This is a genomic window from Arthrobacter sp. 10T419 (genome assembly GCF_056394105.1).
On the sequence record NZ_JBFTHF010000010.1, the window covers coordinates 21933 to 45209 of the forward strand.

Consider the following 23277-nt stretch of genomic DNA (forward strand, 5'->3'; position numbering starts at 1 on the left):
TCACAACTGGGCACTCAACATTGGGGTCCGTGAAACCAGGAGGAAAGTGATGACAGGAAACAAAGCCGTTGCCTACAAAGGGCCAGGAAAAGTCGAACTTATCGACATTGACTACCCCACCTTCGAACTCAAGGACGGCCCGGGGGTCAACCCCGCCAACGTGGGCCGCCCGGTGCGCCATGGCGTAATCCTTAAAACCGTTGCCACGAACATCTGCGGCTCGGACCAGCACATGGTCCGCGGGCGCACCACCGCCCCGGCAGACCTGGTGCTGGGCCACGAAATCACTGGCGAAGTCGTGGAAGTCGGCCCGGACGTCGAGTTCATCAAGGTGGGGGACATCTGTTCCGTACCCTTCAACATCGCCTGTGGCCGGTGCCGGAACTGCAAGGAACGCAAGACCGGCATCTGCCTGAACGTCAACCCCGCCCGTCCGGGCGCCGCGTACGGCTACGTGGACATGGGTGGCTGGGTCGGCGGCCAGGCGAACTACGTACTGGTCCCGTACGCGGACTGGAACTTGTTGAAGTTCCCCGACCGGGACCAGGCGCTGGAGAAGATCATGGACCTGACCATGCTCTCGGACATCTTCCCGACCGGCTTCCACGGCGCCGTCACTGCCGGCGTTGGTGTGGGCTCCACCGTCTACATCGCCGGGGCCGGCCCCGTGGGCCTCGCGGCGGCCACGAGCGCGCAGCTGCTGGGCGCCGCCGTCGTGATTGTCGGTGACATGAACGAGGACCGGCTCAAGCAGGCGCGCAGCTTCGGCTGTGAGACCGTCGACCTGTCCCAAGGCGGACCTGCCGAACAGATCGAGCAGATCCTGGGAGTCCCTGAGGTCGACTGCGGCGTCGACGCCGTCGGCTTCGAAGCCAAGGGGCACGGCCACGACGCCAAGGAGGCCCCGGCGACGGTGCTCAATTCGCTGATGGAACTCACGGCGGCCGGCGGTGCCCTCGGCATTCCCGGACTCTACGTCACGGGGGATCCGGGTGGCATTGACGAGGCAGCCAAGAAGGGGGCCCTTTCCCTGAGCCTGGGCACCGGCTGGGCCAAGTCGCTGAGCTTCACCACCGGGCAGTGCCCCGTGATGAAGTACAACCGCGGGCTCATGATGGCGATCCTGCACGACAAGGTCCACATCGCGAAGAACGTCAACGCCAAGGCGATTTCGCTCGAGGACGCACCGAAGGGCTACGCCGAGTTCGACGCCGGTGCCGCCACAAAGTACGTACTCAACCCGAACGGCTACCTGAGCTAGCCGCGAAGCAACCGAGTAATCCACTTTCCGGCGGACACAGCCTGCATATACGTAAGCAGGTATGTGTCCGCCGGAATACTCGATTTACACCCTTTTTCAAACATGCCTACTGGAGTTTGCACATTGCCGGCCGAATGTCTGGTTGGATAGATCTAACTGAGAGGGACGCTGGAGGCATCTGCCGCCACCCAACCAGGAAGGTTGCAATGGAGCTCATCGAGGCCGAGCACCCCCGGCCACGTCATTTCCTACTCCACCTGAGCGATCCGCATTTGCTGGGCGGTACGGATCCCCTGCACGGCGCGGTGGACGCAGATTCCCGGCTCAGACAACTCTTCGAGCAAGTCCGTGCCTCCGGCGCGCGCCCCGAAGCCGTGATCTTCACCGGCGATCTGGCCGACCGCGGCGAGGCGGAGGCCTACTCCAAGCTGCGCGGCATCGTGGAACCTGCCTGCCGGGCCATGGGCGCCAAAGTCATCTGGGCGATGGGCAATCACGACGACCGGACCAACTTCCGGACCAGGCTCCTGGACCAGCCGGCCGACGACGCACCTGTGGACCACAGCTACTTCATCAACGGCCTCCGGGTCATCACGCTGGACACCTCCGTCCCCGGGTTCCACCACGGCGAACTGAGCGCTGCGCAGCTGGAGTGGCTCGCCGCCGAGCTCGCCACCCCGGCACCCGACGGCACCATCCTGGCCCTGCACCACCCGCCGGTGCCCTCTGTGCTGGATCTTGCCGTACTGGTTGAACTGCGCGGCCAGGCAGCGCTTGCCGGGGTGCTGCGGAACTCCGACGTGCGAACCATCCTGGGCGGCCACCTGCACTATTCGACGACCGCCACGTTTGCCGGCATCCCCGTCTCGGTCGCGTCCGCCACCTGTTACACCCAGGACCTGAACGTCCCGGTGGGCGGAAGCCGGGGCCGGGATAGCGGGCAGTCGTTCAACCTGGTCCACGTCTACGAGCACACGATCGTGCATTCGGTGGTGCAAGTGGGCGACACGATGCCTGCGGTGGGCGAATTCGTTACGGCCGAAGAGGCCCAGCGGCGCATTGCCGCCGCGGGGATCCGGATTCCGCGCCAGGCCAGGCTTGAGGATCCGGCACAAACCCCGGGCCACCGCCGGATCACCACGCGGAACTAGCCGGCAGCTGCTTTCGCCGGCAGCTTCCCCGCGGCTAGTTCCCGTTTTTACTTCTCCCAGGGCGCCTTGATCGGGAAGTACTTCTCCAGGAAGTCCGTCACCAGTTCGGCGCGCTCCTCGGCAGCCACCTCCGGGAAACTTCCGTCGTTGAGGCAGAAGAAATCCATGTTGCGCTTCGAGAGCAGCTTCGGCAGGTAGTTCAGGCCGGCGCGGGCCGTCGTGTCCACGTACCGCACCTTGGCCGCAGTCTGGGTCACGGCCCGGCCGGTCAGCAGCGCGTAGTAGTGGTAGAACGAATTCGTCACGGAGATGTTGTCCGCGGCCCGGAACCGGCTGGCCGCCGTCTTCGCGAATTCGGCCGGGAACTCCTGTTCCATCTGCGCCACGACGCTGCGCCGGAGCGGCGCGGCGGTGTGTTCCAGGTGGCGGGTGGTGATCCGCCCGAACCGGTCCCAGAGCAGCTTGCGGTTCACCCGCGCCGCGTTCTCGAAACCGCTGCGCTCGGCGTCGTTGTCTCCCAGCCCGATCCGCGTCTCCGCCTCAATGAACTTGGTGATCCCGCCCGGGGTGAAGAACATGTCCGGCCGCACTGCCCGGCCGAAGAACATGTCGTCATTGGAATACAGGAAGTGCTCGGAGAGGCCCTCGATGTGGTGGAGCTGGCTCTCGACCGCCTGCGAGTTGTGCGTCGGCAGCACGGAGGGGTCGGCGAAGAACTCCTCGCTGCGGACGATCGTCACGCTCGGGTGGTCCGCGAGCCACTCCGGGGCGGGGGAGTCCGTCGCGATGAAGATCCGCCGGATCCACGGCGCGAACATGTAGACCGAGCGCAGGGCATACTTCAGCTCATTGATCTGGCGGAAGCGGGCCTCGTGGTCGTCTCCCTCTCCCACAACGACGCCTGCCATCCTCGCCCGGCGCGCGGCGATGTACTCGGGCGAGCTGCCGTCCACCCAGGAGAACACCAGATCGACGTCGAAGCTGATGTCGCTGGCGTGGTCGGCGAACATGTTCTCGATGGTGGGCCAGGTGTGGCCGTAGCGTTCGACGGTGCCGCGGACGGCGTCCTGGGCCAGCAGGGTCCGCCGGGTCAGTGAGTTTTCGATCGGCAGGATCAGCTGGTCGCCCTCAAAGCTCCAGAGCTCCAGCTGGACGCCGGCCGAGGCGCCGAACTCGAGGCCGCCGTCCGGTTCCACCCGGGGCCGGTACAGCCGGAAGATCCGGGCCTGGCGGTTGAGTGCAAGCTCACCGTCGGCCACCAGCACGGAGGACTTCTTCTTGGCGTCCACGGTCATCGAGTAGAACGGTTCGTCCCGGCAGGCCTCCACGAGGGCGGCGCGGAGTTCCCGACGGTTCTTCCAGTCCACGGCGATCACGGGGCGGTCGTTGTTGCCGCGGACCAGCAGGTAGTCCAGCTTTGCCCCGGCAAGCACGGAGCGCACGAACAGCAGGTCTTCCACCATGGCCTGGTACGGCGTGCGGTTTTCATTGATCAGCGCATACCTGCCGTGCCGGCGCACCACGTCGGAGCGCGTCCGGAGTCTGGCGACGGCGGCCGGCGAGGTGATCTCCGCGTGGGCGTGGTTGTCTTCGCTCGCCTGGCTGCCGTAGTAAATCTCGTCCTGGATCAATGCGTCTGTAATGTCGATTCTCCGAGTGGTTGAAGGTGCGTGGATCTCTACTTGCATAATAACCCGGGGCGCAAAAACGGCCCGATGCGGGGCGCTCAGCCGGCCATGGCGGCGCGCCAGTGACGCAGGAAGGCCGCGCCGGCGTCGTCGTGGATGACCTCGTCGCCGAGCCCCAAGTCGGCCGCGGTCAGGATTCCGTACGGCTTGACCGGCACGCCGTCGGCGGGACGGACGTCCACGTGCTTCACCGGGTGGTCGTTGTGGTGCAGCCAGTCGGCCATGGCGTAGTCGGTGCGCGAGTCGCCCACCGTCCGCCAGGCCTGCGGGGTGATGCCCTGGGCGGCCAGCAGCTCCACAGCCCGGCTCGCGCCGAGGTCCTTGCCCAGCCGGACGGATTCGATGTCGGTGGAGATGATGGTGGGGTCGACCCGGTAGTCGATCTGGTCATCGCTGTTCGGGGCGTGGTGGTCCAGCCGCACCACCCCCAGGCCGTGGCGGCCCATCAGGGCCATGGCGTCGGCGTCGAACAGCGCCTGTTCCTCGCGGTAGTCGGAGTTGGCGACGGCGACGTGCTGTTCCACGGAGACCATGGCCCGTTTGGTCTCGTCGTAGAACATGTGGGCGGAGTAATCCTCCGCGACAAGCCGCCGCACATCGTCCCCGAACGCCTGCGGGATGGCGAGTTCCCGGTCCACGTGCACGGCGCCGGCCCCGGCGGCGGTGTAGCTGAACCAGACGGCGCCCTTCTCGCAAATGGCGTGGATGGTGAGCCCCTCCGGCATTCCGGCAGCGATCATCGGCCCCATAACCTGCTCACGGATGAAGGCATCCGAACGGCCGGTGTTGAAAATGACCGGAATCCCGGCGGCCGCGAGGGCCAGCAGGTCCGCGATGATTCCCGGCTGGACGGTGCGGGTGAGCGGACTGGCCACGGGACCGTCGACGTCGAGCAGCAGGGCCAGCGGCGGGGCCGAAGGCACCAGGGCGGAGGTCTCGGTTACAGTCATGCCTCCATTCTCTCAGCCGGGCCGGAACTTCGCCTCCGCCGGCGGACTCGTGACGCCGGGGCTCCGGACGGGCTAAAGCCGGAATGACCTTTCTGTGCCCGGCAGTGACAGCACCGGACATATCGATGACAAATGGTCACTGTTTGGCCACAACCTCCGGCGCCGTGGCGACTTTGATTCCCCTGACCGGTGATCTTCCTTAGGCTTGCATGGTGATCTTCAAAGCTGTGGGCGAGGGACGCCCGTACCCTGACCATGGTTTCAATACGCCCAAGGACTGGGCGGCGTTGCCGCCGCGCCCGGTCCGGCTGGACGAGCTCGTGACCACCAAGCGCACCCTGGACCTGGAAGCGCTGCTGGCCGAGGACTCAACCTTCTTCGGGGACCTCTTCCCTCATGTGGTGGAATTCCGCGGCGTGCTCTATCTCGAGGACGGCCTGCACCGGGCCGTCCGCACCGCCCTGCACCAGCGCACCGCGATCCACGCCCGCGTGCTGGTGATAAATGGCTAGGAAGCCGAAGGATCTCTCGGTCCTGCACGGGCACCACGTCATCACCGGCGCCGATCTGCGGGCCACGTTCGCGGAGCAGGACGAGCTGTACAACCGGGTCCGGAAGCGGCGGCGCATCCTGCACGGCGCGGTCCTGTTGCTCCTGCTCGGGCTGCTTGCCGCAGCCATTGTGGTGGCCTTGGCCATCATGAACGGCCAGATCAAGCTCCCGACGGCGGAGCGCAGCCAGGCTGCTGCGCCGCTGTGCCCGGACGCGACGTACGACTACACGCCGCCCGGGAAGATCAAACTGAACGTCTACAACTCCACCAGCCGCCCGGGTTTGGCCCGGACGGTGGCCAACGAGTTTGCGGCGCGCAAGTTCGTGGTGGGGGCGGTCGGCAACACCGAGTCCGGCTACCGCGGTGTGGCACTGGTGGTGTCCGGGGCTGCCGGCCAGTCCGCGGCGTTCAGCGTCCAGCGCAACCTGCCCGGCTCGGACTACGTCCAGGACGGCCGCAGCGACGCCAGCGTGGACGTCATCCTGACCGGCGACTTCAAGCAATTGGCCAAGCCGGGGCTCGTGGACCAGACGCCGGGCAAGCTCAGCTGCCCCCGGGAGACCCGCCGGGTAGTCGAAGATCCCAGCCTGCCCGTGGTGCCGACCATCGTCCCGGCCAGCCCCAAGCCCTGAGTCTCCGGGAGGAAGGCGTCCGGGAGGAAGGCGTCCGGGAGGAAGGCTTCCAGGAGGAAGCGGGCGGGCTCGGCTATGCGCTCACGAGCAGGGGGCGGCCGGCGTCGTCGAACCTGGCGCCGGCACCCAGCTGGATGAAGCGCACCGTCCGGGCGATCCGCGCCTCCCCTTCCGGGTCTGCGCCGGCCCCGTCCCCGCGGGCCGCACTGGAGGAGAGGGTGCCGTGGATGAGCTGGGCAAGCTGGGTGATGTCCGCTTCGGGGAGATAGCCCTGGGCCATGCCGTCGCGCAGGATGTCCTGCAGCAGGAGGCTGAGTTCACCGACGTGGTCCGCCAGTTTGGCGAAGGAGGCAGGGGACAGGACAGCCCCCATGGCGGGGCCCGGCGGCAGGTGGCGGCGGCTCAGGTCCGCCACCTGGGCCCGCACGTAGAGCGCCAGCCGCTCCACGGGGTTCTCCAGCGAGGCCAGGGAATCACGCAGCTCGACGAGGAACCGTTCCGTCTCGTCCAGTGCGTAGGCAATGAGCAGCTCTTCGATGTCCGCGTAGTAGTTGTACACGGCGGTGCGGCCGATCCGGGCGTGGCGGGCGACGTCGGTCATGGTCAGGCCGGGCAGCCCGTGCGTGAACAGCAGTTCGCCGAACGCGGTCAGGATCCGGCGCTGGGTCTCGGCTCGTTGGGCGGCGTTGCTCGCGGCCGAAATCCTGGGCATATGGACACTTTAGCGCGATCTGTCAGTAAAAAGAGGCGAAGCTTCGGCGTGCGTGCGCTCGGGGCCACCGAAGCCGCCCCCGAAGCTGCCCCGCACCCGTCGGCGGCGTTCGGCGGCAGCCGGAGCCAAACCGGTCCGTGACGCGAGAAAAACATGCACCGGAAACGCCGCCGAAACCTCACCCGTGCATGCTGGTGCCAATGGAGCCCCGACGGAGGGGCTCCGCTGGGGAGGAGTTGGCTATGGGTAGGGAAGGTGCGATCCGGACGTGCGGGGAACTGGCCGCCGGGGACGAGATCGAGGCGTGGCACAACGGCAAGTTGTTCCACCGCGGGCGGGTCACCCAGACAATCCCGCTGATGGAGCTGTTCTGGATCCTGGACGCCCGGACCGGCGCCCGGAAACTGCTCGACGTCGAGGCGCTGGAGATCGTCCGCTGTGCCCCGGCCTCGCGGCTCGGGGTCACCGCAGGCCTGGCTCAGCCCGCCTAGGCCTCGGACGGGGACTCAGACAGGGCACCCGTCCGGGCCGCATGCGACGCCGTCCGAACCGGACGTGCCGGCGTCGACCATAACGAGCGGGTGGCTTTCCTGCCACGCCTGCTCCAGGGCTGCAGTGAAGGTTTCCGCGGGCTGGGCCCCGGAGATGCCGTATTTGCGGTCGATGACTAAGAACGGCACACCGCTGATGCCCAGGGCCCGGGCCTCGGCGAAGTCCTGCCGGACGTCGTCGGCGTACTTGTCCGAACTGAACAGCTCGTCCAGTTCGCCGGCGTCGATCCCGAGGTCGAGGCCCAAGGAGGTGAGGTATTCTCGGCTGCCGATGTCGCGGCCGTGCTCGAAGTGGTCGCTGAGCAGCCGTTCCTTGGCGGCATCCTGCTGACCGTGCGCGGCGGCGAGGTGGATCAGCCGGTGGGCCGTGAAGCTGTTGGCCACCACGACGGCGTCAAAGCGGTAGTCGAGTCCCTCGGCGCTGGCCAGGGATGCCACGTGCTCGAACATGCCGGCGACCTGGTCCGGGGCCATGCCTTTGCGGGTGCTCAGGTAGTCCAGTTCGGTGCCGTCGTAGTGCTCCGGCAGGGACGGGTCCAGCTGGAAGCTGCGCCATTGCACCTCCACGCCATCGCGGTGCGGGAACGCCGCGAGCGCGGTCTCAAAACGGCGCTTGCCGATATAGCACCAGGGGCAGGCCACGTCGGACCAGATCTCAATCTTCATGCTGGCGACAACCCCGCCGGGCCCGCGCTCATTCCCGTCGGCCCGCCAGCTTCCAAAGTCCGTTCCCGCGGTCAGGGGACTCGGAGGGGGGCGGAGGGGCGTCGTCAGGGCGCGAGCGGGCGTTCCATGACGAAGTCGTGCTCCACCGTGCTCCCCAGCCTGAACGACTTGGTGCCGACCTTCCGGAAGCCGGACTTCTCGTAGAACCTGATGGCACGGGCGTTCTGGCTGTTCACGCCGAGCCAGAGGCCGCGGGCGCCCGAGGCCGACGCCGCGACGATGCTGGCCTGCATCAGTTCGGCCGCCGCGCCGAGGCCGTGGTGCTCCGGGTGGACGTAGCACTTGCTCAGTTCCGTGCTCGGCCCGGCCCCGAGGACGGCAGCCACGTCCGGATCCTGCGTGGCGCGGTCCAGGAGCAGGCTGTAGCCGCGGAGCGCCCCGTCCGCGTCGAGCACGAGCACGGTGACGTCCGGATCGGCCAGGTAGTCGCGGAAATTGGCTTCGCTGAGCGTGTTGGCCAGGTGCGCGGCGATGTCCTCGGGCCGGGATTCCGGCGGGCAGGCGAGCGGAAAGGTGATGGCGGCGAGTTCGGCCAGCGGGCCGGCGTCGTCGGCCGTTGCCTTCCGGATGAGGTGCGTCATGCGAAAAACCCTAGTCCGCGGACCGCGCTGCTTGACCTTCGTGAAGCTGGCTCCGTCATGTTCCGGCGGGTGCCGGGCGGGCCGCAGCCGCGCGTGATAGCAATGGGACTGATGAAAACATATTTCTGCCCGGATGCCAGTCCGCGGACCGCCGGGTGAGTGCCCTGGCGAAGATCCCGCGCGGCGGGCTCCTGATGATTGCGATCGGACTCATCGCCCTCAACATGCGCGGGCCGTTCGTGGCGGTCGCGCCGGTGGTGGGGAACATGCAGCGCGACCTGGGCTTTTCGCCGGTCGAAATCGGCTTCCTGACGGGCATCCCGGTGCTCTGCTTCGCGCTGGCCGCGCCGCTGGCATCGCTGACGGGCCGGAAGCTGGGGCCGGAGTTCGCGATCACGCTGACCCTGCTGGGCGTGCTGCTCGGCGTCGTGGTCCGCTCCGCGGGCGGGGGTGCCCTCGTGATGCTGGGGACCGTGATTCTTGGCATCGCCATCACGATCGGCAACATTGTGGTCCCGCTGATCATCCGGCGCGACTTCAGCCCGGCCAAGCAGGCAGCGGCCATGGGCACCTACACCGCCGCGCTGAATATCGGCTCCTTCGTCACGTCCATGATTACGGCGCCGTTGGCGGAACTGCTCGGCTGGCGTCCGGCCATCGCGGCGTGCGCCCTCTTCGCGGTTGCGGCCGGCGCGGTGTGGGTGCTGGCCGCCGGCAGCAATTCGCTCCGGCCCGAAGCGATCCCGGGGGCGGATCCGACCCGAACGGCGGGGCGGCCCGCGTCCCGCTGGATCACCGTGGCGCTGACCGCGGGATTCGCCGGCCAGGCGTTTTCCTACTATGGGGTCACCGCCTGGCTGCCCAGCCTCCTTGCCGACGAACTGGGGCTGGCGCCGTCGGCGGCCGGCGCCGGATCCTCGCTCTTCCAGATCCTGGCGATCGCGGGCGGCCTAGGCGTCCCGTTCGTGGCGCGTTTTGCCAGCACGACGACGGTCGGACTTACCCTGGGGGCGCTGTGGCTGACGGTGCCGCTGGGGCTCCTGCTGGCGCCCGAGCTGTGGTGGCTCTGGTCCTCCTTCGGCGGCGTGGCCCAGGGCGGCGGCATCACCCTGATCTTCATCGCCATCATCCGGCTGGCCCGCGACCAGGCCTCGGCGGGCCGGATGTCCGCCGTCGTCCAGGGCTCCGGCTACTGTTTCGGCGCCGCGGCTCCCACCCTGCTGGGCTTCGTGCACGGCATCTCGGGCTCGTGGACCGGGCCCCTGCTGATGATCCTGGGCTCGGTGGCCCTGTTCATCCTGGGCTGCGCGCTGTCCCTGCGCCACATCCCGAAGGCGCACTGACCTCACTGAACCCGGCCGGCCACCCCGCGTGAACGGACACGTGAGGCCCATGTTTTGTGGAAAACATGGGCCTCACGTGTCCGTTCGACGCCGTTGTCGGGGCGGGGAGGGTCTTCCGTTGCCGGGCTGCCGCCCCGGATTTCGGGGTGCCTGTTGCGAAGGGCGTGGCAGCCCGGCGGACGGAATTCTTGCGGGGCCCGGGTGCGGACGCCGTAGGCGGCGCCCGCACCGGGCCGGGCGGCTAGACGGCCACGAGGTCCTCGCAGTTGGCTGCGGTGTCGGCGCTGTCGCGGGCTTCGTGCAGGAAGCGGTCGTAGGCCGGCAACGTCAGGAAGGCGGGGAACTCGTTGCCGAGCGTGACCTCCTCGAAGATGTCCCTGGCATCGGCGAAGCGGTCGCCCTCGAAGCGTTCCAGCTTGGCGAACTCCTCATCCAGCATGTCCTCCACCCACTCGCGGGTGATAACGTCGCCCGCGTCCGTGATGGCCCGGGAGAAGATCCACTGCCACAGCTGCGAGCGGGAGATTTCCGCGGTGGCGGCGTCCTCCATCAGGTTGTGGATGGCCACCGCGCCGTTGCCGCGCAGCCAGGACTCGATGTAGCGGATGCCCACCTCGATGTTGTTCCGCACGCCCTGCTCGGTGATCGTCCCCGTGGTGGAGGAGATGTCGATCAGTGCGCGGTCATCCGGCGTGACATCCTCGCGGAGGCGGTCCAGCTGGTTCGGACGGTCGCCGAGGACGCCGTCGAACACCTCGCGGCACACCGGCACCAGGTCCGGGTGCGCCACCCAGGAGCCGTCGAAGCCGTCGGCCGCCTCGCGGGTCTTGTCGGCGCGCACCTTCTCGAACGCGATGGCGTTGGCTTCCTCGTCCTTGCGGTTGGGGACGGCCGCGGCCATGCCGCCAATCGCCATGGCGCCGCGCTTGTGGCAGGCCCGCACCAGTTGTTCGGTGTAGGCCCGCATGAACGGCTGCGTCATGGTGACCTGGCCGCGGTCCGGCAGGACAAAGCGCGGTCCGCGGGTGCGGAAGTTCTTGATCAGCGAGAAGATGTAGTCCCAGCGGCCGGCGTTCAGGCCCGCGGCGTGCTCGCGCAGTTCGTAGAGGATCTCCTCCATCTCGAACGCGGCCGTGATGGTCTCGATCAGCACCGTGGCGCGGATGGTGCCCTGCGGGATCCCCAGCAGGTCCTGGGCCAGGACGAAGATGTCGTTCCACAGCCGCGCCTCGAGGTGGTTCTCGATCTTCGGCAGGTAGAAGTACGGCCCCTTGCCCTGGGCGATCAGGCGGCGGGCGTTGTGGAAGAAGTACAGGCCGAAGTCCACAATGCCGCCGGCCACCGGGGCGCCGTCGATGAGCATGTGCTTCTCCGGCAGGTGCCAGCCGCGGGGCCGGACCACGATCGTGGGCAGTTCCTCGGCAGCGCGGAGCTTGTACTCCTTGCCTTCCGGGGAGGTGAAGTCGATCCGGTGCTCCAGCGCGTCGGTGAGGTTCAGCTGGCCCTGGATGACGTTGCGCCACGTCGGGGTGGAGGAGTCCTCCATGTCAGCGAGCCACACCTTGGCGCCGGAGTTCAGCGCGTTGATGGTCATCTTCTTGTCCACCGGGCCGGTGATCTCGACCCGGCGGTCGGTCAGTCCCGGTGCCGGGGGAGCGACGCGCCATTCCGGGTCGTTGCGGATGGACTCGGTCTCGGGGAGGAAACGCGGGTCCTCCCCCTTGCTGATCTGCTGGCGGCGTTCCTGCCGGGCCCGCAACAGCTCCTGCCGGCGCTCCGCCGTCGCCCGGTGCAGCTTGGCAACAAAAGCCAGCGCGTCCGGAGTCAGAACCTCGCCCTGCCGGCAAATCGGCTGTGCGGTCAACGTAACCCCGTTGATAGTGAAGTTGTCAGTGAAGCTGTTCATTTCAATCTCTCCTTAGAGAAGAAGCAAGGTCGACGGCGAATGGTGACTCAAGCGCGAGGCCAAAGGTGCCGGGATTGCGGCAGCCTGCGTAAAAGGGGCCCTGTGTCCGGGCCCGTCCTCGCTCAGCGAGGTCGGACCCGGACGCGGGGAATAGCAGGCAGAGCAATGCCGGACCGAAGGCCGGATGCAAGGCCGCCGTCGTGAGTTAGTGGAACTGGCCTTCTTCTGTGGATCCCACGAGGGCCAAAGTGGATGCGTTCGGGTTGAGCGCGGTGGCGATGTCGTCGAAGTAGCCGGTGCCGACTTCGCGCTGGTGCTTAGTGGCGGTGTAGCCGCGGGCTTCGGAGGCGAATTCCTTTTCCTGCAGCTCGACGTAGGCGCTCATGCCTTCCCGGGCGTAACCGTGGGCGAGGTCGAACATCGAGTAGTTCAGGGCGTGGAAGCCGGCCAGGGTGATGAACTGGAAGGTGAAGCCCATGGCGCCGAGTTCACGCTGGAACTTCGCAATCGTGGCGTCGTCGAGGTGCTTGCGCCAGTTGAACGACGGCGAGCAGTTGTACGAAAGCATCTGGTCCGGGAAATCGGCCTTGACCGATTCAGCGAACTTGCGGGCCAGCTCCAGGTCCGGGGTGCCGGTTTCCATCCAGATGAGGTCGGAGTACGGGGCGTAGGCCTTGGCCCGGGCGATGCAGGGTTCGATACCGTTGCGGACCTTGTAGAAGCCCTCGGCGGTCCGTTCGCCCGTGATGAATTCCTGGTCGCGCTCGTCGACGTCGGAGGTGATCAGGGTGGCTGCCTCGGCGTCGGTGCGGGCGATGACGACCGACGGTGTGCCGGCGACGTCGGCGGCGAGACGGGCGGCGTTCAGCGTCCGGACGTGCTGCTGGGTGGGGATCAGGACCTTGCCGCCAAGGTGGCCGCACTTCTTCTCCGAGGCGAGCTGGTCTTCCCAGTGCACGCCCGAAGCGCCGGCCTGGATCATCGACTTCATCAGTTCGTACGCGTTCAGCGGTCCGCCGAAGCCGGCTTCGGCGTCGGCCACGATCGGCACCATCCAGTCCTCGACAGTCTGGATGCCTTCGGAGAACTCGATCTGGTCAGCGCGGAGCAGGGCGTTGTTGATGCGGCGGACCACCGTGGGAACGGAGTTGGCCGGGTACAGGGACTGGTCCGGGTAGGTGTGGCCGGAATTGTTGGCGTCAGCGGCAACCTGCCAGCCGGAGAGGTAGATGGCGCGGAGGCCGGCCTTGACCTGCTGCACGGCCTGGTTGCCGGTCAGGGCGCCGAGGGCGTTGGTGTACTTGCCCGCCTTGTGCTCCTCCGTGAGCTGCTTCCACAGCTTCTCGGAGCCGCGGCGGGCCAGCGTGTGTTCTTCGGAGACGCGGCCGCGGAGGCGGACGACGTCGGACGCCGAGTAATCCCGAGTGACACCTTCCCAGCGCGGGTTGGCAGCCCACTCGAGCTCCAGGGCGGCGGCCTGCTCTGTTGTGTCCTGGCCGGCCGGCTGCTGGGTGGGCTCAAATGCTGCAGTCATCTTTGTCTCCTTGAGGGGTCCCGGCCCGCCAGTCTGCGTCTCTGCAAGTCTTGGCGGGTTGTTCCGAGGTAGTGAATCTTTCTGTGAGATCTACTTTTCTTTACTTTCAAGGGGGTTTCTAGGGGAAATCTATGGAAAGAAATGCACTTCTTCCCGTATTCTCAAGAAATGCATCCAAGCGGCTGGAACCGTCAGGCAGTACCGCCATCCCACCCCGCCGAACCAGAGGTGGATGTCATCAGCATGGGCCGAAGGGTCCGGCACCTGCGCAAGGCGGCCGGGCTCACGCTCGATGACCTCAGCGCCACGGTCGGAACGGCCCCCAGCCAGCTGAGCCTGATCGAGAACGGCAAGCGTGAGCCCAAACTCGGCCTGCTCCAGCAGCTTGCTGCTGCGCTTGGCGTCAGCATCGACGAGCTGCTCGGCGCGGAACCGCCGAACCGGCGTGCGGCCCTGGAGATTGAGCTGGAGCGTTACCAGCGCAGCCCCATTTACGAGTCCCTGAAGCTGCCCAAGATCCGCATCAGTTCAAGGCTGCCGATGGACGTGCTGGAGTCCATGGTGGGGCTGCAGCATGAGCTGGAACGCCGCCTCAACGAGCAGGTCGCGACGCCGGAAGAGGCCCGGCGCGCCAACGGTGAACTGCGGGCCATGATGCGGGAGCGGAACAATTACTTCCCGGAATACGAGGCGGAGGCGCAGAAGGTGCTGGCGTCGGTGGGCCACACGTCCGGCCCGCTGTCCCACCATGTCATCGCCGACATCGCCGGGCACCTTGGCTTCAGCCTGCACCATGTGGGCGACCTGCCGCATTCCACCCGCTCGGTGACGGACCTCAAGAACCGCCGAATTTACCTCACGCAGAACGCCCGGAGCGACCACGACCCCCGTTCGGTGCTGCTGCAGGCCCTGGGCCACTACGTGCTGGGCCACCAGACGCCCACCAACTACGGCGACTTCCTGATGCAGCGCGTCGCCACCAACTACTTCGCCGCCGCGCTGCTGCTGCCGGAGCAGGCCACCGTGGAGTTCCTGCAGAAGGCCAAGGCGGCCAAGGAAATCGCGGTGGAGGACATTAGGGACGCGTTCGCCGTGTCCTACGAGACCGCGGCGCACCGCTTCACCAACCTCGCCACGCAGCACCTGGACCTGCGCACGCACTTCCAGAAGACGCACAAGAGCGGCATCATCTACAAGGCATACGAGAACGACGGCGTGACGTTCCCGCAGGACCACACCGGCGCCATCGAGGGCCAGCCCTCGTGCAAGAACTGGACCTCCCGGGTGGTGTTCGACGTGCCGGACAAGTTCAGCGCCTACAACCAGTACACCGACACCCCGGCCGGGACCTACTGGTGCACGGCCCGGACGGAGCGTTCCGCCAACGGGGAGTTCTCGCTCTCGGTGGGGGTGCCCTACGCGCAGGTCAAGTGGTTCCGCGGCCGCGACACCACGGAGCGCTCCAAGTCGACTTGCCCGGACGAGAGCTGCTGCAAGCGTCCGCCGGCCGCCCTCGCCTCCGAGTGGGCCGGCAACGCCTGGCCCTCGGCCCGCGCCCACTCGCACCTGCTTGCCGCGATGCCGCCCGGCGCCTTCCCCGGCGTGGACGAGACCGAGGTCTACTCCTTCCTGCAGGCGCACTCCGGGAACTGAGTTCGACGGGACCCGGCACGCTCCCTCAGGTCCGTCGGGCTGGGGGAGCGTTCGGTGGTTTGGTTGCCGAACCTGTGGGAGCGTTTTCTGGGCGTGGCTGACAGGCGCGCAGACTATATTGGCCAGTGTCAGCTCATCGATCCATCTCGCGGGAGCGTGCACCCATGGCCAAGGAACTTGCCACCCAGCTTGTCGAACAACTCCAGGCTGCCGGCGTGCAGCGGATTTACGGGATTGTTGGCGACAGCCTCAATCCGATCGTCGACGCCGTCCGGAAGACCGGCGGAGCGGCGAAGGGCGGGATCGACTGGATCCACGTCCGGCACGAGGAAGCCGCGGCGTTCGCCGCCGCGGCGGAAGCCCAGCTGACCGGCAAGCTCGCGGTCTGCGCGGGGTCCTGCGGCCCGGGCAACCTGCACCTGATCAACGGCCTGTACGACGCCAACCGCTCCGGCGCCCCGGTGCTCGCCATCGCCTCGCACATCCCAAGCAAACAGATCGGCAGCAGCTTCTTCCAGGAAACCCACCCGGACCGGCTCTTCAACGAGTGCTCGGTCTACTCCGAGCTCGTCAGCACGGCCGAGCAGGCGCCGCGGGTGATGCACAGCGCCATCCAGCACGCCGTCGCGCTCCGCGGCGTCGCCGTCGTGACCCTGCCTGGCGACATTGCCGGGCTGGAGGCGACCGCCGAAACCCCGGCGCCGGCAGCCTTCCGGCCGGCCACAATGGTGCCGGACCCCGCCAGCGTGCGGGAACTGGCGGACGCCATCAACGACGCCGGTAAGGTCGCCATCTTCGCCGGGGCCGGCGTCGACGGCGCGCACGACGAGGTGATCGCGCTCGCCGAACTCCTCGCCGCGCCGATCGGTCACTCGCTGCGCGGCAAGGACTTCATGCAGTACGACAACCCCTACGACATCGGCATGACCGGGCTGCTCGGCTACGGCGCCGCGGCCGAGGGGATCGAGGACGCGGACCTGCTGATCCTGCTCGGCACCGACTTCCCCTACGACCAGTTCCTGCCCGGGACTCGGACGGCGCAGGTGGACCGGGCCGCGCAGAACCTGGGCCGGCGGACCGACGTCGACGTCGCCGTGCACGGCGACGTGCTTCCGACGCTGACTGCGCTGATGCCGTTGCTGAAGCCGAAAAAGAGCCGCCGCTTCCTTGACGCGATGCTCAAGAAGCACGACCGGCTGATGAACAAGGCCGTCGGGGCGTACACCCGCAGGGTCGAGAAGACCGAGCCGATCCACCCGGAGTACGCGGCCTCGCTGCTGGACCAGGTGGCGGCGGAGGATGCGGTCTTCACGGCAGACACGGGCATGTGCAATGTCTGGACCGCGCGGTACATCAACCCGCTGGGCACCCGGCGGCTGATCGGCTCGTACCTGCACGGCTCCATGGCCAACGCGCTGCCGCACGCCATCGGGGCCCAGCTCGCCTACCCCGGACGCCAGGTGATTTCGGTCTCCGGCGACGGCGGGCTCTCGATGTTGCTGGGGGAGCTGATCACCGTCGCGGCGCACCGGCTTCCGGTCAACGTGGTGGTCTTCAACAACTCCACCCTGGGCATGGTCAAGCTGGAGATGCTGGTGGACGGGCTGCCCGATTTCGGCGTCGACGTCCCGGACGCCAACTATGCGGAGGTCGCCCGCGCCCTGGGGTTCCACGCCGTCCGCGTCACGGATCCGTCCCGGATCGAGGCCGCCTACCGGGAGGCGTTCGCGCACCCCGGACCCTCGCTCGTGGAGCTGATCACCGATCCCAAGGCACTCTCGATCCCGCCGAAGATCAAGGGCGCGCAGATCCTGGGCTTCGCCACGGCGATGTCCAAGGTGGTGCTGAACCGGGGAGCCGGCGAGGCCGTGAGCATGGCCCGAAGCAACCTGCGCAACATCCCGCGCCGCTGACGGGCCGTCGCGCACCCGCGCGGCGCCCGGCCCGCCGCGCGCGGCGCGCCTCCATTTCGACGGTTCCGTGCAGGTTCGACGCTGGGACGCATCGAGTGGGCGGGGAACCGTCGAAATGGCCAAGGGCTAGCGCGGGGCGGCCCCCGCTGGTTGACTGGCCGTAGGCGGACCTCCGCCGCTCCACGCGGTAGTACGGGCCTTGGGGGCGCGATGAAACAGAAGATTCCGGCACGCCTTATTGCTGCCGCGGCCGCCGTGGCGCTGGTCGCCTCGGCCTGTTCGGCCGCGCCGCCGCCGCTGTTGAAGGCCGACGGCGTCGAACGCGTTGCGGCGGACCGCTCCGCCTACCCGGCCGAGCTGGCTCAGCTCCGGGCGTCGGCGCGGAAACTGGGCGCAGCGCTCCTCGCGGACGGCGGGGAGGCCGGAAACGGCAACGTGGTCTCGTCCCCGGGCAGCCTGCTGATTGCCCTGGCCATGCTGCGGACAGGTGCGACCGGGGCAACGGCCGCCGAGATGGACAATGTGCTGGGCCTCCCCGCCCAGCACCGCGACGAAGCCCTAGATTCGCTGCTCTCTTCCCTGGAAGCCTTCGACGGCGACCCCGGCTCGGTGGACGAAAAGAACCCGCCGCGCCGGCCGGTCCTGCACACCGCCAACGGCCTGTTCGTGGACAAGGGCGTGCCCACCGGAGAGGGGTACCTGCGCTCCCTGGCCCGGTACTACGGCACCGGCGTGTACCCGGTGGACTTTCAGGATGAGGACACCACTAAGCCGGCAATCGACGCCTGGGTGAACAAGAACACCGGAGGCCGGATCAAGAAAGCGCCTGCGGAGTACAGCAAATACAACACCTTCAGCGTGCTCAACTCGGTGTACTTCGCGTCTGCCTGGAAGGTGCCCTTCGACCCGGCGGACACCGCAGACCGTCCATTCACGACGGCGGCCGGCCGGCAGGTATCGGTACCCACCATGTCCGGCGTCCAGGATCTCCCCTTTGCCCAGGGAAACGGCTGGCAGGCCGTCGATCTTCGCTATGCCGAGGGCTTCGTGATGCGCCTGGTACTGCCGGATTCGGGAGCTCCCGGCACCGGGGTGCCATACCTTGCCGAGGCTGCGCGGGCCCTTGACGCGGCCGCCCCGTCGCCCACCCAGCTTTCCCTCCCGCAGTGGGACCAGAAGAGCATTTTCGAGTTGCGCGAGGTCTTCGCCAGCCTCGGCCTGCGGGAGACGCTCCAAACCGAGACGGACTTCAACTCGATCCAGCGTGGCCTCAAGATCACGCAGGCCGGCCAGTCCGCTAACATCACCGTGGCGGAAAAGGGCACGATTGCCGCCGCCGTGTCCCAGGTCAACGCGGAGGCGGTGAGCGGCGCCGCCTTCACGCACACGATCCGTTTTGACAGGCCGTTCGTCTACGAAATCGTCCACGTCGAGACCGGGCTGCCGCTGTTCATGGGCCGGGTGTCCGACCCCAGCCAATCATGAGGCGCTCGCTCAGATTCTGCCGGTCAATATCGACCGACTCCTCAACCAGTGAGGGAGCGGCTGTTCGGTAGCCGCCGGACCTGAGGGAGCGTCGTCGGCTAGCGCGGGCCGCCCTGCCAGAGTGCGTCGAACGGCGCGCCCGAGGCCACCCGGTTCCGGATCCCCGCAGTGACAAAGTCCTTTGCCGTGCGGGCGGCCTCCAGCGGCGTCGCGCCCTTGGCAAGCTCCGCGGTCACGGCGGCGGCCAGCGAACAGCCGGCGCCGGAAACGGCGACCTCGCCCACCTTCGGGGCGGAGAGAACCTCCAGCGTCTCGCCGTCGTAGTAGACGTCGACGGCGTCGGGCCCGGCCAGGCGCACGCCGCCCTTGGCGAGCACCGCGGCGCCGCTGAGTTCGTGGATGCGGACGGCCGCGGCCTTGAGCGAGTCGACGTCGGTGATCTCCAGCCCGGAGAGCGACTCGGCCTCAAAGTGGTTCGGTGTGACGAAGGTGGCCAGCGGCAGGATCTGTGCCTTGAGCGCCTGGTCGGTGTCCAGGGCGTGGCCCGGCTCCTGGCCCTTGCATATCAGCACCGGGTCCAGCACCACGTTCCGGAACGCAGAGTCGGCCAGCGCCGACGCCACCGTGGAAATCGTCGCCGGGCTGCCCAGCATGCCGATCTTCACCGTGTCCAGCACGGACGGCGCGCCGGACGCGGCGCCGTACGCCGCCGTCGTCGCCTCCAGCTGGTCGGCGATGACCTGCTGGTCCACCGCGACGAAGCGGTGGTTCCAATTGTCTTTCGGGTCGAAGGAGACGATGCAGGTCAGGTTCGCGATGCCGAAGACGCCGAGCTCCTGGAAGGTCTTCAGGTCCGCCTGCGCGCCGGCGCCGCCGGTGGCCTCGGAGCCGGCGATGGTCAGGGCGACGGCGGGGTAGGCGCTGGCGTCGGAGGTCACGTTGTCCACGGCGTAAGAAGTCATGGACCCATCCTGCCACTCGGGGAAAACGGGCCGCATTGTGCGTATGACCAATATGAACAAAACCCGAGTGTTCTGGATCACGGGAACTAAGGTGGCGGACGGTGTTGCTCTCTTGCGACGCCGGATCCAGGAAGGTTCATTGATGAGCACCCAACTGTCCGAAGCGGCCCAGACCCGAAAAGCCGTCGGCAATATCCTCAAAGGCTCGGCCGGCAACCTCGTCGAGTGGTACGACCTCTACGTCTACACAGTCTTCGCGGCTTACTTCCAGTCGCACTTCTTCAATTCCAAGGACGAGCTCCAGGCCGGCCTTGAGGCGATGGCGGTCTTTTCGACGTCGTTCCTGATGCGCCCGATCGGCGCCTGGTTCTTCGGCCGCTATGCGGACCGCAAGGGCCGCAAGGCCGCGCTGACGCTGAGCGTGACGATGATGTCCGCCGGTTCCTTCGCCATTGCGGTGCTCCCCACCCAGCAGCAAATCGGCCTGTGGGCAATGATCCTGCTGGTCCTCATCCGCGTGATCCAGGGTTTCTCGGTGGGCGGCGAGTATGGCACCAGCGCCACCTACATGTCCGAGGCTGCAACCACCAAACGCCGCGGCTTCTTCTCCAGCTTCCAGTACGTCACGCTGATCGGCGGCCAGATGCTGGCCCTGCTGGTCCTGGTCATCCTGCAGAACGTTATGCCCAAGGGCGACTTGGGCGAGTGGGGCTGGCGGATCCCGTTCGCGATCGGCGGCGTCGCGGCCCTCGTGGTGCTCTGGCTCCGGCGTTCCATGGAGGAGACCGTCTCGGCCGAACAGATCGAGGCCGCAAAGGCCCCCGCGGTGGCCGGTCAGGCGCAGCCGGGCACCATGAAGCTGCTGTTCACCAGCTACTGGAAGCCGCTGATGATCTGCATCGGCATCACGCTCGGCGGCACGGTGGCGTTCTACACGTACACGAACTTCATCCTGAAGTTCATGAATGACACCTCGGGCATCGCCAAGACCGACACCTCGGTGATCAACTTCTGGGCGCTGTTCATCTTCATGCTGCTCCAGCCGGTCTACGGCATCATCTCGGACAAGGTGGGCCGCAAGCCGCTCCTGCTCTGGTTCGGCATCACCGGCGTCCTCTTCACGTGGCCGCTGCTTTCCGCCCTGGCCGGCACCAAGGATCCGCTCACGGCGTTCCTGCTGATGATGGGCGGCCTGCTGATCGTGGGCGGGTACACGTCCATCAACGCCCTGGTGAAGGCCGAGCTGTTCCCCGCGTCCATCCGCGCCCTCGGCGTGGGGCTGGGCTACGCGATCGCCAACTCGCTCTTCGGCGGCACCGTCCCGCTGATCGGCGCGGCACTGCAGAAGGCCGGCCAGGAAGAACTGTTCTTCACCTACGTCACGGTGGCCATCGCCATCTCGCTGCTGGTCTACATCTTCGCGCTGAAGAACAAGAAGTCCACGCACCTGGACCACGAACAGGGCCACGCCTGGGAGCCCGCGGCTGCCCGTGAGGACGACGGCAAGGATCTCGTGGACGCCTCGCGCCGTTAGGGTTCCGAACGCTACCCTGGCGCCGTTCTCCAGGCGCCGGGGCTGGCGCCGTTTCGACGGTTCCCTGCCGATTCGATGCTACGCAGCGTCTTGTCCGCAGGGAACCGTCGAAACGGCGCACCGCGGACGACGGCGGGCTGCCGGCTTCTGGACTTCGGTCCGGACCCGGCGGCCCGCCGTCGTCGTTAACCCCGGCGCTGCGACTGCGGGGGCGGGCGCCGGGGGTGCGGCGGGCAGGTGCGAGAATGGAGGCGGGTCCGGGCCCCGTGCCGCAGGAACCCCCAGTGCTAATACAGCCGGCCGACCCGCCCGTTCACGCGAACCGGGCCGCCGAGCGAACCACTACGAATGGAACGCCCATGACTTCCGCCAAGACCTTTCCGGCTGCCGCCCCGCCGAAGTTCGCCTCGATCGGTTCCCCATACTTCGGCATCATGCTGGCCGTCATGGCCGTGGTGCTGATCCTGTCCAACATCGGCGCCTCCAAGGGCGTGGCGATCGGCCCGATCATCACCGACGGCGGGTTCTTCCTCTTCCCGCTGGCCTACATCCTGGGCGATGTCATCAGCGAGGTCTACGGCTTCAAGGTGGCGCGCAAGGCGATCATCACCAGCTTCGCGCTGTCAGCTTTCGCGTCCCTCTGCTACTGGGTCATCATCGCGCTGCCCGGCTTCGATGACGAGTATGGGGCCGCCAAGCAGTCCGCGCTGGAAGGCGCCCTGGGCCCGGTCCCGCAGATCGTGCTCGCCTCCCTGCTGGCCTTTTTCGCCGGCCAGACGATCAATTCCTGGATCCTGGTAAGGTTGAAGGCCCGGACGGGGGAGAAGTCCCTGTGGGCCCGCATCATGGGGTCCTCCGTGGCCGGCGAGTTCGTGGACACGCTGATCTTCTGCAGCATCGCTGCCTCCGTGATTGGAATTACCGACGCAGCGATGTTCGTGCACTACGTCCTCGTTGGATTCCTCTACAAGACCCTCGTGGAGTTCGCCTTCGTGCCGCTGACCACGCTCGCCATTGGCTGGGTGAAGAAGCGCGAACCCAGCTACGGGACTGTCTAGCCCCGACAGCAACATCCGCCGTTTCGACGGTCGCGAGCCCACTCGACGCTGAGAAGCGTCTAGCCGGCAGCGGACCGTCGAAACGGCGCGGAATCAGCCCCGGCGCCGCGGTTCAGCGCCCGCAGGACCCGGTATTTGAACTCCACCTCGTTGAACAGGTGCTTCCACTCGATTCGGAGGAACGTCCAGCCCTGCTCGGTCAGCGCCTTCTCGCGCTGCCGCTCCGCGAATAGGACCTCTCCGGTGGGCCGGTAGTCGAAGTACTTGCTCTTGCCGTCGAACTCGATGGCAACCTTGCGCTCGGGCCAGGCTAGGTCCAGCCGGTATTCCCCGAGCGGCGTCAGAACGCTGTACTGCAGCTCGGGCGGCGCAATCCCGATCCGGTGCAGCAGTTCCCTCGTCAGGCTCTCTCCGGCTGATTCGGAGCGAGGATCGGCCAACTCGAGGGCCCGGCGCAGCGCCAACACTCCGTTACGCCCGGCTAGGGCACCACACTGGGCGCGGATCATGCCTAGATCCGCCCCCAGGCGGGCCGCATGATCGATCAGGATCACAGCCTGCGGCACAGTGAACATCAGGCAGCAATCCACGACCGTGCGTTCCAGGGACGTGCACGGCAACCCGTCCACGAAGCACATCTCGCGGCTTGTCACCCGCCTGGTGTGGGCGACGACGTCGCGCCCGTGCGAAATCCCCGAGGGGCAGCCGTTCTGCGTCAGGTGCACGCGGTCATCGACCCTCCACAGCTGGAGTTCATGGAGGCTGGCACCTGAGATGTGGCTGTACACGAAGCCTCCCGCCGACGTCGTCAGCGTTCCGAGCGCATGCGCAGAAATCAGCTGCCGACGTCGGGCCGGGGCATCAAGGCCCCGCCACCACTCGCCGCGGGCGTAGCAGCCACGGCGCAGCCGGACGAGGGTTCCGTCCCGGACGTGCCTGGCAATGGCCCGGGAATTTCGTCCGGATGCCAAAAGCTGGTCCGTGCGCCAGAGGGTCCCGTCATCGGGAAGTTTGGTGGGCATGGGACCAGCTTTGGCCAACCGCCCGGCTCGCTCCAGAGCGCCGTGGGGGTATGTGGACAATG

The 23277-nt window shown here is 67.3% G+C and carries 20 protein-coding genes; 11 read left to right on the forward strand and 9 right to left on the reverse strand.

Features of this window, described 5'->3' with window-relative positions; all coding sequences use genetic code 11:
* Positions 1-49 precede the first annotated feature (49 nt).
* On the forward strand, positions 50-1261 hold the full coding sequence (gene fdhA / locus AC1DBD_RS15425) for a formaldehyde dehydrogenase, glutathione-independent (protein WP_441418939.1): 1212 nt from the start codon (positions 50-52) through the stop codon (positions 1259-1261).
* Positions 1262-1467: 206 nt separating this feature from the next.
* Positions 1468-2412, forward strand: a complete 945-nt coding sequence (locus tag AC1DBD_RS15430; RefSeq protein WP_441418940.1) for a phosphodiesterase — start codon at positions 1468-1470, stop codon at positions 2410-2412.
* 47 nt (positions 2413-2459) lie between these two features.
* On the opposite strand, the gene AC1DBD_RS15435 is transcribed toward AC1DBD_RS15430, so the two are convergent.
* On the reverse strand, positions 2460-4100 hold the full coding sequence (locus AC1DBD_RS15435) for a stealth family protein (RefSeq protein ID WP_175322233.1): 1641 nt from the start codon (positions 4098-4100) through the stop codon (positions 2460-2462).
* Between the two features lie 38 nt (positions 4101-4138).
* Positions 4139-5050 (reverse strand): hypothetical protein, encoded by a 912-nt coding sequence (locus AC1DBD_RS15440; RefSeq protein ID WP_476982437.1) that lies wholly within the window; start codon positions 5048-5050, stop codon positions 4139-4141.
* Positions 5051-5262: 212 nt separating this feature from the next.
* On the opposite strand from AC1DBD_RS15440, the gene AC1DBD_RS15445 reads away from it, so the two are divergent.
* Entirely contained in the window at positions 5263-5562 is a 300-nt protein-coding gene (locus AC1DBD_RS15445; RefSeq protein WP_175322235.1) for a type II toxin-antitoxin system VapB family antitoxin, read from the forward strand.
* Positions 5555-6235, forward strand: a complete 681-nt coding sequence (locus AC1DBD_RS15450; RefSeq protein WP_476908995.1) for a LytR C-terminal domain-containing protein — start codon at positions 5555-5557, stop codon at positions 6233-6235. The genes AC1DBD_RS15445 and AC1DBD_RS15450 overlap by 8 nt, the downstream gene beginning before the upstream one ends.
* Positions 6236-6308: 73 nt before the next feature.
* Here the strand turns inward: AC1DBD_RS15450 and AC1DBD_RS15455 are convergent, their stop codons facing one another.
* The gene (locus tag AC1DBD_RS15455) at positions 6309-6947 is read right to left on the reverse strand and encodes a TetR/AcrR family transcriptional regulator (RefSeq protein WP_476982438.1); all 639 of its coding nucleotides are present in this window, start codon (positions 6945-6947) and stop codon (positions 6309-6311) included.
* A 242-nt stretch (positions 6948-7189) separates the two neighbouring features.
* Between AC1DBD_RS15455 and AC1DBD_RS15460 the strand changes: the two genes are divergently transcribed.
* Positions 7190-7438, forward strand: a complete 249-nt coding sequence (locus AC1DBD_RS15460) for a hypothetical protein (protein WP_476892866.1) — start codon at positions 7190-7192, stop codon at positions 7436-7438.
* Positions 7439-7453: 15 nt separating this feature from the next.
* Here the strand turns inward: AC1DBD_RS15460 and AC1DBD_RS15465 are convergent, their stop codons facing one another.
* Complete coding sequence (locus tag AC1DBD_RS15465; RefSeq protein WP_476982439.1) at positions 7454-8164, reverse strand: DsbA family oxidoreductase; 711 nt, start codon at positions 8162-8164, stop codon at positions 7454-7456.
* A gap of 104 nt (positions 8165-8268) precedes the next feature.
* Positions 8269-8805 (reverse strand): N-acetyltransferase family protein, encoded by a 537-nt coding sequence (locus AC1DBD_RS15470; protein WP_476908996.1) that lies wholly within the window; start codon positions 8803-8805, stop codon positions 8269-8271.
* A gap of 194 nt (positions 8806-8999) precedes the next feature.
* Between AC1DBD_RS15470 and AC1DBD_RS15475 the strand changes: the two genes are divergently transcribed.
* The gene (locus AC1DBD_RS15475; RefSeq protein WP_476926058.1) at positions 9000-10148 is read left to right on the forward strand and encodes an MFS transporter; all 1149 of its coding nucleotides are present in this window, start codon (positions 9000-9002) and stop codon (positions 10146-10148) included.
* A 241-nt stretch (positions 10149-10389) separates the two neighbouring features.
* On the opposite strand, the gene aceB is transcribed toward AC1DBD_RS15475, so the two are convergent.
* Together aceB and aceA are read right to left on the reverse strand one after the other, a co-directional pair.
* On the reverse strand, positions 10390-12054 hold the full coding sequence (aceB, locus tag AC1DBD_RS15480; protein ID WP_476982440.1) for a malate synthase A: 1665 nt from the start codon (positions 12052-12054) through the stop codon (positions 10390-10392).
* A gap of 205 nt (positions 12055-12259) precedes the next feature.
* On the reverse strand, positions 12260-13588 hold the full coding sequence (aceA, locus tag AC1DBD_RS15485) for an isocitrate lyase (protein ID WP_476982441.1): 1329 nt from the start codon (positions 13586-13588) through the stop codon (positions 12260-12262).
* A gap of 141 nt (positions 13589-13729) precedes the next feature.
* Here aceA and AC1DBD_RS15490 point away from each other — a divergent pair, with 141 nt between their 5' ends.
* From AC1DBD_RS15490 to AC1DBD_RS15500, 3 genes are all read left to right on the forward strand, one after another.
* Positions 13730-15241, forward strand: coding sequence for a helix-turn-helix domain-containing protein (locus AC1DBD_RS15490; RefSeq protein WP_476982442.1), 1512 nt, complete (start codon positions 13730-13732; stop codon positions 15239-15241).
* 164 nt (positions 15242-15405) lie between these two features.
* Positions 15406-17154, forward strand: a complete 1749-nt coding sequence (locus tag AC1DBD_RS15495) for a pyruvate dehydrogenase (protein ID WP_476982443.1) — start codon at positions 15406-15408, stop codon at positions 17152-17154.
* A 210-nt stretch (positions 17155-17364) separates the two neighbouring features.
* Complete coding sequence (locus tag AC1DBD_RS15500; protein ID WP_476982444.1) at positions 17365-18639, forward strand: serpin family protein; 1275 nt, start codon at positions 17365-17367, stop codon at positions 18637-18639.
* A gap of 98 nt (positions 18640-18737) precedes the next feature.
* Here the strand turns inward: AC1DBD_RS15500 and AC1DBD_RS15505 are convergent, their stop codons facing one another.
* Positions 18738-19601: a hydroxymethylpyrimidine/phosphomethylpyrimidine kinase gene (locus tag AC1DBD_RS15505; RefSeq protein WP_476892860.1), complete on the reverse strand. Its 864-nt coding sequence runs from the start codon at positions 19599-19601 to the stop codon at positions 18738-18740.
* A 142-nt stretch (positions 19602-19743) separates the two neighbouring features.
* On the opposite strand from AC1DBD_RS15505, the gene AC1DBD_RS15510 reads away from it, so the two are divergent.
* Both AC1DBD_RS15510 and AC1DBD_RS15515 read left to right on the forward strand, forming a co-directional pair.
* Entirely contained in the window at positions 19744-21135 is a 1392-nt protein-coding gene (locus AC1DBD_RS15510; RefSeq protein WP_476892859.1) for an MFS transporter, read from the forward strand.
* 359 nt (positions 21136-21494) lie between these two features.
* Entirely contained in the window at positions 21495-22193 is a 699-nt protein-coding gene (locus AC1DBD_RS15515) for a queuosine precursor transporter (RefSeq protein ID WP_476982445.1), read from the forward strand.
* Between the two features lie 59 nt (positions 22194-22252).
* Here AC1DBD_RS15515 and AC1DBD_RS15520 read toward each other — a convergent pair whose 3' ends face one another.
* Positions 22253-23215 carry a type IV toxin-antitoxin system AbiEi family antitoxin domain-containing protein gene (locus AC1DBD_RS15520; protein ID WP_476982446.1) on the reverse strand — a complete coding sequence of 321 codons (963 nt, stop codon included), beginning with the start codon at positions 23213-23215 and terminating at the stop codon, positions 22253-22255.
* Positions 23216-23277: the final 62 nt, after the last annotated feature.

Excerpts from the sequence above, each read along its gene's own strand:
- fdhA (WP_441418939.1), top strand. The coding sequence starts at position 50 with ATGACAGGAAACAAAGCCGTTGCCTACAAAGGGCCAGGAAAAGTCGAA.
- AC1DBD_RS15430 (WP_441418940.1), top strand. The coding sequence starts at position 1,468 with ATGGAGCTCATCGAGGCCGAGCACCCCCGGCCACGTCATTTCCTACTC.
- AC1DBD_RS15435 (WP_175322233.1), bottom strand. The coding sequence starts at position 4,100 with ATGCAAGTAGAGATCCACGCACCTTCAACCACTCGGAGAATCGACATT.
- AC1DBD_RS15440 (WP_476982437.1), bottom strand. The coding sequence starts at position 5,050 with ATGACTGTAACCGAGACCTCCGCCCTGGTGCCTTCGGCCCCGCCGCTG.
- AC1DBD_RS15450 (WP_476908995.1), top strand. The coding sequence starts at position 5,555 with ATGGCTAGGAAGCCGAAGGATCTCTCGGTCCTGCACGGGCACCACGTC.
- AC1DBD_RS15455 (WP_476982438.1), bottom strand. The coding sequence starts at position 6,947 with ATGCCCAGGATTTCGGCCGCGAGCAACGCCGCCCAACGAGCCGAGACC.
- AC1DBD_RS15460 (WP_476892866.1), top strand. The coding sequence starts at position 7,190 with ATGGGTAGGGAAGGTGCGATCCGGACGTGCGGGGAACTGGCCGCCGGG.
- AC1DBD_RS15465 (WP_476982439.1), bottom strand. The coding sequence starts at position 8,164 with ATGAAGATTGAGATCTGGTCCGACGTGGCCTGCCCCTGGTGCTATATC.
- AC1DBD_RS15470 (WP_476908996.1), bottom strand. The coding sequence starts at position 8,805 with ATGACGCACCTCATCCGGAAGGCAACGGCCGACGACGCCGGCCCGCTG.
- AC1DBD_RS15475 (WP_476926058.1), top strand. The coding sequence starts at position 9,000 with ATGATTGCGATCGGACTCATCGCCCTCAACATGCGCGGGCCGTTCGTG.
- aceB (WP_476982440.1), bottom strand. The coding sequence starts at position 12,054 with ATGAACAGCTTCACTGACAACTTCACTATCAACGGGGTTACGTTGACC.
- aceA (WP_476982441.1), bottom strand. The coding sequence starts at position 13,588 with ATGACTGCAGCATTTGAGCCCACCCAGCAGCCGGCCGGCCAGGACACA.
- AC1DBD_RS15490 (WP_476982442.1), top strand. The coding sequence starts at position 13,730 with ATGCACTTCTTCCCGTATTCTCAAGAAATGCATCCAAGCGGCTGGAAC.
- AC1DBD_RS15495 (WP_476982443.1), top strand. The coding sequence starts at position 15,406 with ATGGCCAAGGAACTTGCCACCCAGCTTGTCGAACAACTCCAGGCTGCC.
- AC1DBD_RS15500 (WP_476982444.1), top strand. The coding sequence starts at position 17,365 with ATGAAACAGAAGATTCCGGCACGCCTTATTGCTGCCGCGGCCGCCGTG.
- AC1DBD_RS15505 (WP_476892860.1), bottom strand. The coding sequence starts at position 19,601 with ATGACTTCTTACGCCGTGGACAACGTGACCTCCGACGCCAGCGCCTAC.
- AC1DBD_RS15510 (WP_476892859.1), top strand. The coding sequence starts at position 19,744 with ATGAGCACCCAACTGTCCGAAGCGGCCCAGACCCGAAAAGCCGTCGGC.
- AC1DBD_RS15515 (WP_476982445.1), top strand. The coding sequence starts at position 21,495 with ATGACTTCCGCCAAGACCTTTCCGGCTGCCGCCCCGCCGAAGTTCGCC.
- AC1DBD_RS15520 (WP_476982446.1), bottom strand. The coding sequence starts at position 23,215 with ATGCCCACCAAACTTCCCGATGACGGGACCCTCTGGCGCACGGACCAG.